The organism is Haloimpatiens lingqiaonensis (assembly GCF_901447495.1).
Taxonomy (GTDB): domain Bacteria; phylum Bacillota; class Clostridia; order Clostridiales; family Clostridiaceae; genus Haloimpatiens; species Haloimpatiens lingqiaonensis.
The window spans coordinates 1-14585 of sequence record NZ_CABDWS010000073.1; the positions used below are offsets into that span (position 1 = coordinate 1).

6 protein-coding genes and 1 pseudogene are annotated in these 14585 nt (G+C 31.4%); 4 read left to right on the forward strand and 3 right to left on the reverse strand.

Annotated features, from left to right (window positions below; translation table 11 throughout):
• The first annotated feature begins 343 nt into the window (after window positions 1–343).
• A pseudogene (locus FGK85_RS12320) lies at window positions 344–780 on the forward strand (GNAT family N-acetyltransferase).
• A gap of 761 nt (window positions 781–1541) precedes the next feature.
• On the opposite strand, the gene hcp reads toward FGK85_RS12320, so the two are convergent.
• A complete protein-coding gene (hcp, locus tag FGK85_RS12325) occupies window positions 1542–3197 on the reverse strand; it encodes a hydroxylamine reductase (protein WP_243122876.1) in 1656 nt (551 codons plus the stop codon).
• A gap of 803 nt (window positions 3198–4000) precedes the next feature.
• Here hcp and FGK85_RS12330 point away from each other — a divergent pair.
• On the forward strand, window positions 4001–6928 hold the full coding sequence (locus FGK85_RS12330) for an insulinase family protein (RefSeq protein ID WP_171011419.1): 2928 nt from the start codon (window positions 4001–4003) through the stop codon (window positions 6926–6928).
• 165 nt (window positions 6929–7093) lie between these two features.
• Here FGK85_RS12330 and adhE read toward each other — a convergent pair whose 3' ends face one another.
• A complete protein-coding gene (gene adhE / locus FGK85_RS12335; RefSeq protein WP_138207074.1) occupies window positions 7094–9676 on the reverse strand; it encodes a bifunctional acetaldehyde-CoA/alcohol dehydrogenase in 2583 nt (860 codons plus the stop codon).
• Between the two features lie 752 nt (window positions 9677–10428).
• Between adhE and FGK85_RS12340 the strand changes: the two genes are divergently transcribed.
• Both FGK85_RS12340 and FGK85_RS12345 read left to right on the forward strand, forming a co-directional pair.
• Window positions 10429–10767, forward strand: coding sequence for a P-II family nitrogen regulator (locus FGK85_RS12340; RefSeq protein WP_138207076.1), 339 nt, complete (start codon window positions 10429–10431; stop codon window positions 10765–10767).
• Between the two features lie 30 nt (window positions 10768–10797).
• Entirely contained in the window at window positions 10798–11997 is a 1200-nt protein-coding gene (locus FGK85_RS12345) for a cation:proton antiporter (protein ID WP_138207078.1), read from the forward strand.
• 611 nt (window positions 11998–12608) lie between these two features.
• On the opposite strand, the gene FGK85_RS12350 is transcribed toward FGK85_RS12345, so the two are convergent.
• Window positions 12609–14366: a methyl-accepting chemotaxis protein gene (locus tag FGK85_RS12350; protein ID WP_341472486.1), complete on the reverse strand. Its 1758-nt coding sequence runs from the start codon at window positions 14364–14366 to the stop codon at window positions 12609–12611.
• Between the last annotated feature and the right edge of the window lie 219 nt (window positions 14367–14585).

Below are 14585 nucleotides of genomic sequence, written 5' to 3' on the forward strand. Positions count from 1 at the left end.
TGTATTTTCTTATGTTTCAACGCTTTCACTCCTAATGTTTTATACTAATATTATATCATTTTTACTTAAAATTTAATACAACACGTAAGAAAATTGTGACGTAATGGCATAGGAAAAATCTGATTTTAAGTCCACAATAAATATATAAATAATAAATATTAAATATCAAATATCAATTAATGTGGATTTTCTTCATTTTATTTAGAAAATCTTTAACTTATAAGAAAGAGCTCATATTATCTTTTAGGCGTAGCCTTAGTAAGCTCTAATTCATGGTTACTAATAATATTTTCAATAATTATAATAGCAAAATATCTCGAACTATATTATTAGAGGAGAATAAATGAAATTTGAAGAAATAACTTTGTTAGATATTAATGAACTATCAAATATGTATGTTGAAACTTTTAATTCACCACCTTGGAATGATGAATGGTCAATTGAAACAGCATCAAAAAGATTATATCAAATGATTAATTGTGAAAGTTTTTATGGAATCAAAGCATATCAACAAGAAATTCTGTGTGGCATGATTCTGGGAAGTCAGGAACAATTCTATAATGGCATTATGTTTAATATTAAAGAGTTTTGTGTAAAAAATGAAATGCGTAATAAAGGTATCGGAACTAAAATTCTTACTGAATTTGAAAAAAATTAAAAAACAAAGGAATCACAGAAATAGTTTTATTTACATCAAGAAATGATAGGACAGAAGGATTTTATCAAAAGAGAGGTTTAAAATCATACAATAGTATGGTTATGATGGGCAAAGAATTGTAAAGTAATTAAGTAACAATTTTCATATATTGAGATGTAAAGATTACTATTAGTTCAATAAATAGTAATTTTGTAGAGGAGAAAAGATAAAAAGTAAGAAGTAAGAGTTAAGGATAAAACTCAAAAAGTTTTTTATAATTAATTTGTGAAAAGTAAAAAGTATCAGCAAAGCTGAATTTTTACTTCTTACTTTTTACCTCTTACTTAATTCTTACTTCCCCTACAAATTCTAATTTAAGAAATTCCATAGGAATTTCAACATTAATTGATATTTGATATTTGATATTTGATATTTAATATTTCTATATTTCTATATTTTCGCTGGCTGTCGCCAATAAAAGATTTTTAAAACTCTTAAAGAGAAAAGCTATAACTACTCCATTTAATGAAATAGTTATAGCTTTTATTGCTATCTCTTTTATTTAATTAAAGATTTTCCGTAACGCAGTGGAGGAAAATCCTCCTTTAGTAGGCCGTATTCCCACCCACGAAGCAAGTATTCTGTAACTGAAAAAGCTGCCTTTAATGTAGTGATAAAATTGAAATTTTGGACTATTGAACTAGCTTTAGAACTTCTTTGTTTTGAAATTTAAAACCCCGTTAAGAAGCCTTCATTGCTTGAGTGAGGTACGAGCGAGTTTGAAGGCTTTAGGGGATTTAAATTTCAAAACATTTAGAAGTTCTTAGCGTACTGTTCACAGTCCAAAATTTCAATTTTATCACGGAATTAAAGGCAGCTTTTTCCTACGGCACTTACTTTATCTCTATTCCATGAACATTTTCATGTCGTCTTCTACGTTAGTTATTCCGCCTATTCCAAAGTTGTCCACTAAAACCTTAACAACATTTGGTGATAGGAATGCTGGTAGTGTTGGTCCTAAGTGAATATTCTTAACACCTAAGTGTAATAGAGCTAGAAGAACTATAACTGCCTTTTGCTCATACCAAGCTATATTGTAGCTTATTGGAAGCTCATTTACATCATTAAGTTCAAATGCTTCTTTTAATTTTAAAGCTATTAATGCTAATGAGTATGAATCGTTACATTGTCCTGCATCTAAAACTCTTGGGATTCCGCCAATATCTCCTAGGTCTAACTTATTGTATTTGTATTTAGCACAACCTGCTGTTAATATTACAGTATCCTTTGGTAGAGCTTTTGCAAAATCTGTGTAGTAGTTTCTTGACTTAGCTCTTCCGTCACAGCCTGCCATTACGAAGAATCTCTTAATAGCACCAGATTTAACTGCTTCTACTACCTTATCTGCTAGTGAGAATACTGTATTGTGAGCAAATCCTCCTACTATTTCTCCTTTTTCCAATTCTGTAGGTGAAGCACACTTCTTAGCATGTTCTATGATAATTGAAAAGTCTTTTGATTTTCCCTCATTTCTTTCTTCTATATGCTTAAGTCCTGAGAATCCAACTGCTCCTGTAGTATATACTCTGTCCTTGTATGAATCCTTTGGTGGAACTAAGCAGTTTGTAGTCATAAGTATTGGTCCATTGAATTTTTCAAATTCCTCATTTTGTTTCCACCAAGCATTTCCGTAGTTTCCTACAAAGTTATCATATTTTTTAAATGCTGGGTAGTAATGAGCTGGAAGCATTTCGCCATGAGTATATACATCTACTCCTGTACCCTTAGTTTGCTCTAATAAATCTTCTAAGTCTTTAAGGTCATGTCCGCTTATTAATATAGCTGGATTATTTCTAACACCTAAGTTAACCTTAGTTATTTCAGGATGTCCATAAGTAGTAGTGTTTGCTTTGTCTAAAATAGCCATGCCATCTACGCCAAATTTTCCACATTCTAAAACTATAGCAACCATTTCATCCACAGATAAAGCTTCTGTTGTGGATACTAATGCCTTTCTTATGAAAGCATATATATTTTTATCTTCATAACCTAGAGCATAAGCATGGTGTAAGTAAGCAGCTAGTCCTTTTACTCCATATATTAAAAGTTCTCTTAAAGATCTTACATCTTCATTTTCTGTAGCTAGTACTCCTACAGTTTTAGCCTTAGCTTCAAATTCTTCTACAGTATCTGCTGTCCATACTGCAGCATCATGTTTTGCTGAACTTAAATCTACCCCTTTATCTTCTAAAACCTTTCTTAAATTCTCTTTTACTTCTAAAGTTTCTTTAATTCTTTCTATAAAAAATTCTCTATCAAAATTAGCATTAGTTATAGTAGTAAATAAGCTGTCCATTATTAATCTGTCTACAGCTATATTGTCCATACCTACTTCTTCTGCTTTTATAGCATACATGCTTATTCCCTTTAAGTTATAAATTAATAAATCCTGTAAGTTTGCCACGTCTGCAGTTTTTCCGCATACCCCTCTATGAGTACATCCTTTGCAGCCTGCTGTTTCTTGACATTGATAACAAAACATATTAGTTACATTTTCCATATTAACCCTCCTAATTTCTTTTTTAAATCCCAGTTTTTCTAATATAAAATCCTTTAACAACGGATCTCTTCACCACCTTATATTTTTTCTTTTGTATTTTAATTATCTGTCCTCTGTACCTTGTTTACCTAAATTTATCCGATGACTACCTGCTGTAACTATATTGTACCTTTTTAGTCTAGTTTTTTCGGTAACTTTTGTTACCAATAAAAAAAGTCCAAGTATTTTTTATTTATCTGTGAAATTACACTTACTTTTTTTATTTACTGAACCTACGCATATAAATTTTAAGCTTTACATTAGATGAATAAATGTTTTTAATTTAAAATGTAGAAGATTCAAATGCCCAGGGAATTCCTTTAATTTTTATTTTAAAAAACCTCCAAAGAAGTTTTCCCCTTAATTATTAATTATTAATTATTAATTATTAATTCTAAAAACGTAGCATATAACCCTAGAACCCTATGAATAGTTGAATTTTTTGGCAATTAATATACCAATTTATATCTGAAATAGGTTATAATATACTTATTCCTCTTAAAGACCAGCTTATTTTTTTCATAAGATCATATATTATCATTATATTTATAATTAGTGGAATACTAATTATAGAATTTTTTATTATTCACCCTTAAAAAAACAATATATTCAAATTTCAAATAAAGTGACATAACAAAATTTGCTGAAAGGCAACTATAAAAAACAACAGGTGTAAATTCTAAATAACAGTTTAAGCATAAATTAGACGTATAAAAAAACAAAATATGTAAATTTTAAATTTATTATATATAGAAAGGGGTTATATTTATATGGACTTAAACAAAACATACGGCGGCTTTAAGCTAATAGAAACAAAAGAACTTAAAGATATAAATTCTACTGGAATGATTTTTCAGCACGAAAAAACAGGTGCAAGACTTTTTTTCTTAAAAAATGATGATGATAATAAGGTATTTTCTATTTCCTTCAGAACTCCACCAGAAAACAGCACTGGAGTCCCACATATAATAGAACACTCCGTTCTATGTGGTTCTAGAAAATTCCCTGTAAAGGAGCCTTTTGTAGAACTTATAAAAGGATCATTAAACACATTTTTAAATGCCATGACTTTCCCAGATAAAACCATGTATCCTGTGGCAAGTAAAAATGATAAGGACTTTTTAAACCTTATGGATGTGTATCTTGATGCAGTTTTGTATCCAGATATATATAAGCATCGTGAAATATTCATGCAAGAAGGCTGGCACTATGAGCTAGAAAACAAAGAAGACGAATTAACCTACAAGGGTGTTGTTTACAATGAAATGAAGGGAGCTTTCTCATCTCCTGACTCTGTACTTATGAGAAAAATACAGGAATCCTTATTCCCTAACACCACTTATGGTGTGGAATCTGGCGGAGACCCTGACAATATTCCAGAGCTTTCTTATGAAGAATTCATAAACTTCCATAAGAGATATTATCATCCTTCAAACAGCTATATTTATCTTTATGGAAATATGGACATAGAGGAAAAACTTAAATTTATAAATGACAATTACCTAAAGGATTTTGATAAATTGGAAATAGATTCAAAAATTCCTGCACAAAAGCCATTTAATACTACTGTTGAGCAAGTGGTTAATTATCCTATATCTCCAAATGAAAGCGATGAGGATAAAACTTTCCTAAGCTATAACTTTGTAATGGGAAGTTCTACAGACCCTGAAGAATACCTAGCTCTAGATATTTTAGAAACTATTCTTCTTGAAAGTGAGTCTTCTCCACTTAAAAAAGCTCTTATAGAAGCAAATCTTGGCAAAGATGTTTATGGCTTCTATGACAGAAGTATTCTTCAACCTTTATTTAGTATAGTAGTTAAAAATTCCAATGAGCATAAGAAAGAAGATTTTAAAAACATAGTTATAAATACTCTTAAAGATTTAGTATCTAAAGGCTTAGATAAAAAGTTAATTGAAGCTTGTATAAATAGAAAGGAATTTGACCTTAGAGAAGCTAACTATCAAAGTTTACCTAAGGGCCTTGCATACGGCATTCAATGCATGGACAGCTGGCTATATGAGGAAAGCCCATTTATGCACTTAGAATTTGAGGATACACTTAAAAAGATAAAAACTGCTCTTACTACAAATTATTTTGAAAAATTAATAGAAAAATATCTTTTAGGCAATACTCACAGCTCTATTCTTATAGTAAAACCTGAAAAGGGACTTACAGAAAAGAAAGATGCAAAAATAAGAGAAGAGCTTAAAAAATATAAGGAAAGCTTAAGTGAAGAAGAACTAAACCAAATAATAGAAGACACTAAAAAGCTTATGGAAAGACAAATTACTCCTGATTCTCCTGAGGCTTTAAAGGTTATACCTCTTTTATCCTTAGAAGATATAAGAAAAGAATCTGATGTACTTCCTTTAGTAGAAAAAGAAGAGTGTGGTGTTAAAATACTTCATCACCCTATTTTCACCAGTGGTATAGGATATCTAACTATGTACTTTGATATGGGTGAAGTTTCTGAGGATTTAATCCCTTATGCATCACTTTTATCTGCTCTTTTAACTAATATAAGTACAAAAAATTATAACTATGAAGATTTAACAAACGAAATTGATATAAACACAGGTGGAATGAGCTTTAGTGCTGCATGTTACAGCAAATTTGACGACGCTGATACTTTCTATCCTAAATTTAATGTTAGAGCTAAAGTTTTAATAGATAAACTTCCTAGACTTATGGAGCTTTTAGGAGAAATAATATCAAATACTGAATTTGATGAAGATAAAAAAATAAAAGAAATGATTCAAAAGATAAAATCAAGACTTGAAATGTCTATGTTTGATAGAGGTCACATGGTAGCTGCAAAACGTGTATGCTCCTACTTCTCTCCTTCAACTAAATACAATGAGATGATAAACGGCATAGATTTTTATAAGTTTATATGTGATCTTGAAAAGAATTTTGAAAGTAAATGGAATGAACTTAAATCTAACTTAGAAAAAATATATGGCATGGTATTTAACAAGGAAAACCTTATAGTTAGCTTTACTAGCGACGAAAAAGACTACACTAAATTTAAGGAAACTTTCTGCAGTCTATATAATGATTTAAATGACAGCAAGGTTGCTTGCTGCAAACCTAATTTTAATTTCAAGGCAGAAAATGAAGGTTTCATGACCTCTGCAAAGGTTCAATATGTAGCAAAAGGCTATAACTTCAGAAAGCTTGGCTATGACTATACTGGAGTTCTTAAGGTTTTGAAAACTATAATAAGCTTTGATTACCTATGGAATAAGGTACGTGTTCAAGGTGGCGCTTACGGATGCTTCTCTCACTTTGAAATGAATGGTAACCTATTCTGTACATCTTATAGAGACCCTAACTTAAAGGAAACTCTAAATGCCTATAATGATATTTATAAATATGTTGAAGCTCTAGATGTGGATGAACGAGAAATGACTAAGTACATCATAGGCACCATGAGCGAAGTGGATTCTCCATTGACACCATCTATGATGGGAGATGCCGCAGCTGTTAACTATATAAGAGGAATTTCTCAGGATACTATTCAAAAGGAAAGAAATGAAATATTAGGCTGTAATGTAGAAAACTTAAAGAGCTTAAAAGACCTTTTCCAAAAGCTAGCTAATGAAAATTACATCTGCGTCATTGGAAATGAAAATAAAATTTCAGAAAACAAGGATTTATTTAACAAAACTCTTAATTTATTTGAATAATAAAAAAACACTATGAAGATTGTAAAACTTACCAAATCTTCATAGTGTTTTTTACTTTTATTTATACTTTTATTCCTTATTTATATTTTTATTTCTTATTTTTATTTTTAGTTCTTATTTTTATTTTTATTTCTTATTTTTATTTTTAGTTCTTATTTTTATTTCTTATTTACCAAAAGCATTTATATACATTTGTTTTATTTCCTCTATTAGAGGGTATCTTGGATTAGCTCCGGTACATTGGTCATCAAAGGCCTGTTCTGACATGACATCTAAAGTAGCAAAGAAATCTTCTTCTGAAACTCCTGCTTCCTTTATGGACATTGGTATATTTATTTTAGCTTTTAACTCATCTATAGCCTTTGTTAGCAATGTTACCTTTTCATCTGCTGTTTTTCCTCCTAATCCTAGATAATCAGCAATTTTTGCATATCTTTCCTTCACATTTGGATATTTATATTGAGGGAAAGCAGCTTGTTTTCTTGGATTGTCAACTGCATTAAATTTTATAACTTCATTTATTAGTAGTGCATTAGCAATTCCGTGTGGTATATGATGCGCTGAGCCTAGTTTATGGGCCATAGAGTGACAAGTACCTAGGAATGCATTGGCAAAGGCAATACCTGCAATAGTTGATGCATGAGCCATTTTTTCCCTTGCTTCCACATTAGTTGTTCCTTCATTGTAAGCCACTGGCAAGTATTCAAATATTAATTTTATAGCCTCCAGTGCCATACCGTTAGTGAAATCTGATGCCATAATTGATACATAAGCTTCTATAGCGTGGGTTAAGGCATCTATACCAGAGGCTGAAGTCAATCCCTTTGGCATATTCATCATAAGTTCTGCATCCACTATAGCCATATCTGGTGTCAATTCGTAGTCTGCAAGAGGGTATTTAATTCCTGTTTTCTCGTCTGTTATAACCGCAAATGGAGTAACCTCTGAACCAGTTCCAGCTGATGTAGCAATACATACAAGCATTGCTTTTTCACCCATGGTAGGGAACGCGTAAACTCTCTTTCTTATATCCATAAATCTCATGGCTAAGTCTCCAAATTTAACATCTGGATGTTCATATAATACCCACATGATTTTAGCAGCATCCATAGCTGATCCGCCGCCAAGAGCTATTATGGTATCTGGCTTGTAAGCTTTCATTTCTTCTGCACCCTTTATGGCTGCCTCTAATGTTGGATCTGGCTGTACATCTGTAAATATTTTATAGCTAACATCTATTTCATTTAATACCTCTGTAATTTTATCTGCATATCCCAATTCAAATAAAACCCTATCTGTTACTATAAAGGCCTTTTTCTTATTTAAATCCTTTAATTCTTTTAGCGCAATTGCAAGGCTTCCATATTTAAAGTAAACTTTTTCTGGCACTCTAAACCAAAGCATGTTTTCTCTCCTTTCAGCCACGTTCTTTATGTTTAATAAATGTTTAGGACCAACGTTTTCTGATACAGAGTTTCCACCCCAAGAACCACAACCTAGAGTTAAGGATGGTGCTAACTTAAAGTTATATATGTCTCCTATGGCTCCCTGTGATGAAGGCATATTTATTATAGTTCTACCAGTTTTCATTATGTGGCTGAATTTTTCAATTTTTTCTTTTCCTCTGTTAGTGTCTATATAAAGTGATGAAGTGTGACCAAATCCTCCTAGCTCCACAAGTCTTTCTGCCTTATTTAGAGCCTCATCAAAGTTTTCAGCCTTATACATTCCAAGTACAGGCGACAATTTTTCATGTGAAAAGGGCTCTTCTAGCTCCACTGATTCTACTTCTCCTATAAGAACCTTTGCATTTTCTGGTACATTTACTCCTGCCAGCTCAGCTATTTTATGTGCTGGCTGCCCAACTATGTTTGGGTTTAAGTTTCCATTTACCAAGATCACATTTCTTACTTTGTCTAATTCCTCTCCCTTAAGTATATATGCGCCTCTTTCCAAAAACTCTTTTCTCACTTGATCATATACTGAGCTAAGTGCTATTACTGATTGTTCAGATGCACAAATAACCCCATTGTCAAAGGTCTTTGAAAGAAGTATTGAGTTTACTGCCATTTTTATGTCTGCAGTTTCATCAATAATTACAGGTGTGTTACCTGAACCAACACCAATAGCTGGTTTACCTGATGAATAGGCTGCCTTCACCATTCCAGGACCGCCAGTGGCCAAAATCATATCCGCTTCCCTCATGACTACCTGTGAAAGTTCAATGGATGGTTCATCAATCCACCCTATTATTCCCTCTGGTGCTCCAGCTTCAACTGCTGCCTGAAGTATAATTTTAGCTGCCTCTATGGTACAATTTTTTGCTCTTGGATGTGGTGAAAAAATTATACCATTTCTTGTCTTTAGAGCTATTAATGCCTTGAATATTGCTGTGGATGTAGGGTTTGTTGTAGGAACCACCGCTGCAATTACACCTATAGGCTCAGCAATTTTGCATATACCAAAAGCCTCGTCTTTTTCTATAACTCCACAGGTTTTTTCATATTTATACTTATTATACATGTATTCTGAAGCAAAGTGATTTTTAATTACCTTATCCTCTACAATGCCCATACCTGTTTCTTCTACTGCCATTTTTGCAAGGTCAAGTCTATTGTTGTTTGCTGCTATAGACGCCTTTCTGAATATCTCATCTACCTGTTCTTGACTATAGGTTGCAAATTCCCTTTGAGCTTTTTTTACTTCTGCTATTTTGTCCATCAACTCTTGAGCATTAGTTACTTTCATAAAAATTCACTTCCTCTCTAAAAATCAAATAAATAGCTTTAATTTCCATACTGTATATTAGCAAATATCATATACAGCACTATATTTAGTATTACTTTTTTGCAATCTAATTATCCAATATTCCTTTAAAAACAATCCTTCATTAATTACCAATTCAACTTTCACAGTTATAAAATAAAAATATAAAAATTGCAGGTAATTAATGGTTAATTAGTCGCTTTATAGGTTCTAGATTCTAGGTGCTAGGTTCTAGGTGCTAGGATGATAAAACTCCTGATGGAGTTTTAAAAAAATATAAATTTAAGAAATTCCATAGAAATTTCAACATTAATTAATATTTCTATATTTTCGCTGACTGCCGCCAATAAAAAATTTTTTAAGCCCCTAAAAAGAAAATCTATAACTACTCCATTTATTTAAATAATTATAACTTATTTTACTAATACATTTATTTAATTAAAGATTTTCCGTAACGCAGTGGAGGAAAATCCTCATTCCCTAGTACCTAGCACCCAGTACCTAGTACCTAATCTTTTCACTCTTACTTCTTACTTCTTACTTCTTACCTTGTATAGTGTAGAACTTAAAATCTATATGCGAAAGTTGAGTTACCAATATTGCCTTTATAAATTTTATTATTAACCCTAATATATTCATATTTTTTTAAAAATAGCAAAATTAATGTTATACTATATATATATAATAGTCATTATTTTAAAAAAATTAAAAAATTTTATGAAAGGGGATTTTTTATGCAAGTATTAATAATGGTTCTAAATAAAACTAACTATTTAGAGGATATAATAAAAGAATTAAATAACTCTGGTATAAGAGGAGCAACCATAATTGACAGCACAGGCATGGCTAGAATTCTTACTTCTTGTGGAGAAGACTTGCCTATGTTTGGTTCTTTAAAAATGCTTTTAAATGAAAAGAGACCTTTTAACAAAACTATTTTTACTGTTTTAAAAGATGAGCAGGTAACTACAGCTATTTCAGCTATTAAAAATGTAGTGGGTGATTTAAAAAAACCTGGAGTAGGTATAGTATTCACTTTGCCTGTAAATTATGTAGAAGGTCTTTGCTTATAATTTGTAATAGTTTAGAAAGGATGATACCAAATGCACTCTTTATATTATGTGGGAATTATACTTATCTCAGGGTTAATAATGGGAAAAGTTATATCCTACTTTAAACTTCCTAAGGTAACTGGTTATCTTATAGCTGGACTCATAATAGGCCCTTCTATTTTAAATCTAGTTCCTTCTACTGCAGCTGCCAAACTATCTGTAATTTCCGAGGCAGCTTTAGGTTTTATTGCTTATAGTATCGGAAGCTCTTTTAATTTTGATAATTTAAAACAATTAGGTAATGGAATTATAATAATAACCCTCTTTGAGTCTTTAACTGCCGTGTTAATTGTTGATTTTGTTATGATTGTAATTTTAAAACAACCGGTACCATTTAGTATAATGCTCGGCGCCATAGCTGCTGCTACAGCTCCTGCAGCTACCATAATGGTCATAAAACAATATAGGGCTAAAGGGCCTCTAGTTAATACATTACTTCCAGTTGTGGCTATAGACGATGCTGTGGGTATCATGGCCTTTGGAATTTCTATGACCATAGCCAAATCCTTAATGGATGCCTCACAAACCTTTAATATTAAAACACTTTTATTACCTATTAAAGAAATATTTTTAGCTTTTATAATAGGCATCGCTATTGGATTTGCTTTGTCATTTATTTCTAAATATTCTGAGGGAGAAGATCAACTTCTTACTATAAGCTTAGCAACGGTCTTTATAACTGTTGGACTAGCTATAAAATTGAACATATCACCACTTTTAACCTGTATGGCTATAGGTGCTACTGTAAGTAATATCGCTCCTAATAGTACCAGAGTTTTATCTATTGTAGATAAATTTACTCCACCTGTTTTTGTTGCCTTTTTTACCATAGCAGGAATAGAACTTAATTTAAGCATACTCAAACATGTAGGATTATTAGGTGCTGCATATATAATATTTAGGGTTATAGGTAAGGTTTTAGGCGCATACCTAGGTGCTAAACTTGCCAAATCCCCTGCTGTGGTTCAAAAATATTTAGGTCTTACCTTAATTCCACAGGCCGGTGTAGCTATAGGACTAGCCATGGTAGCAGAAACTGCTGTGCCAGAATTTGGAGCAGCCATAAGAACTATAATACTATCTGCCACAGTTATTTATGAGCTTGTAGGACCTCTACTTACAAAAATAGCGCTATTCAAGGCAGGAGAAGCTCATATTGAACAAAAATCAAAACTAACTATTGAGGGATAGTTTTGCCCAATAGCCTTAAGTAACACAGCAAAAGTTTTGAATATCAATAAAGATTCCATAACTAATTCATAACTCACCTTATAGCAGCCTATTTAAGGTGTTGAATATGAAGCTAACAATTAGTATTTGAATACAAATGGAAAAACTTCAATGAAATAAACGTACTTTCTGTAAAAAAACAAAAACTAAAATTAAAAGGCCGTTGATAATTTATTTTATCAACAACCTTTTAGTTTTTTCTTATTCTATTCCATTATTTCCAAATCACCAAACATTAACTTTTAATTCTTAATTTTTAATTTTTAATTTTTAATTCTTAATTCTTAATTCTTAATTCTTAATTCTTAATCCTTAATTCTTAATTCTTAATCCTTAATTTTTAATTCTTAATTCTTAATTCTTAATTCTTAATTTTTAATTCTTAATTCTTAATTCTTAATTCTTAATTCTTAATTCTTAATCCTTAATTTTTAATTTTTAATTCTTAATTCTTAATTTTTAATTCTTAATTCTTAATTTTTAATTCTTAATCCTTAATTTTTAATTCTTACTTACTTGTCAATTGTCAACTGTCAATTGTCAACTGTCAACTGTCAACTGTCAATTGTCAACTAAACCCTAAATCTCTCCACAGCCCCTTGAAGTTTCTTAGATAGATTTTCTAGTTCTTCCACCACTACTTCTATTTGTTGAAGTCCTGAAGCCTGTTCCTCAGTAGACGCACTTACCTCTTCTGTGGTGGCTGCTGTTTCCTCTGATAGAGCAGATATATCCTGTATATTTTGCACAACTTTTTCCTTATGCTCTGATATTACACCCAAAGAGTTATCCACTGCCATTATAGCTTCTTGAAGTACTTCTATTTCACTCATAATATCCCTAAAAGTAACTGAAGTAGCCTCTACATTTTCTCCTGTTTTATTATTTATATCTAGAGTGCTATTTATTTTATCCATTACAATTTCCATACTCTTATAAACTTCATTTATAACTTTTTCAATATTAGATGCTTCATTTGAAGACTGCTCAGCAAGCTTCCTAACTTCCTCTGCCACTACTGCAAATCCTCTGCCGGCTTCTCCTGCCCTAGCTGCTTCAATAGATGCATTAAGCGCAAGGAGATTTGTTTGTTCTGTTATAGATTTTATAGTTTCTGTTATACTTTTTATTTGTTTAGATTTTTCTCCCAACTCTTTAATTTCTTCTGCCAGTTCCTCATTAGCTTTAGTATTATCATTAAATACTTCTTTTAAATCCCCAACAACCTCCATGCCCTTCTGTGTAGCATTTCCAACACCTTGAAGTGCCATTATCATATTTTGTTCATTAGCTACAGAGTTGTTGATTTCACTTTCTAACTGTGTGATTAACCCTACACTTTCTTCTAATTTTGAAGATTGGTGTGTTGCCCCAGTTGCTATTTCCTGAACTGCTGAAGAGATTTCTTCTCCTACTGCACTAGACTCTTTCATAGAAATCGCTAAAACTTCTAAAGATTTATTCATTTCTTCATAACCATCTTGTATATTCTTAACTATATCTACTATATTGTCCTTCATTTTATTAGCATATACATTTATACTATGTAATTCTCTTATGGAACTATGTTCCTTTATATCTATAGCTAAATTACCATTCCCTACTTCATCTAAGTATGCCTCAACTACCTTTATAGGCTTGTATATTTTTTTTGAAAATAATGATACAAGAATTACCGCAACAATTATGCTTAATATGGTTACCCCTAATGCAATAAATATTATCTCTTTTAATTCTGCAGTAATTTCGGATTTTGGCAATATACAAATTATAGTGTTTTTGCTTTTATCATTGGTAAATTTATATATGAAATTCTCATTTCCATCTATATCTTTATAAAAACTGGAGTTGTTTTCCTTCAATATGTCATTAAGCCAAGGAAGTTGTTCTTTACTCTTACCCACAAGCTTGCTATCTTTATGAGATACTATTTTACCACTTTTATCTACAAACATAGCATAACCTTTTTCACCTATTTTTGTTTTAGAAATCTCATTAGTCAATAAATTTATATCCACATCTAGTCCTATTACCCCTATTAACTGTGAATCCCTGTCTTTAACTGCTTTAGAATAAGTTATAGTATGGCATCCCATTTTACCACTATCTTCATAAGGTTCCGATACTACAACTTTTCCATCCGCCTGTACTGCATTTTTATACCATATTCTCTCTGTAGGATCATACCCCTCTGGTAAGTGTGCATTAGTTGCCGTTATCATCTTTTTATCTGGAGTACTCATATAAACTTCTGACACTTCCTCATTAGACTCCTTATAGTTTAAAAGTGATGTCTTAACTTCTCCCTCCAGCTTAGGATCCTTTTTAATATCTTAACTTCTTTAATTTAAGAAGTTGAAATACCAATTGTAGATTCAAATTCCTTGACAGGAATATAGTTACAGTGTTTCACACTATATTTGTCCTATAAATAACTTGAAAATTTTTCTAAGAAGCTAATTTCAGCTCATCAAGTATTAATTCTATGGGTACATTGTTTTTAGCTTGCTCATAAATAAAATGCACTAATTCTTTAGCCGCTAGGCTTT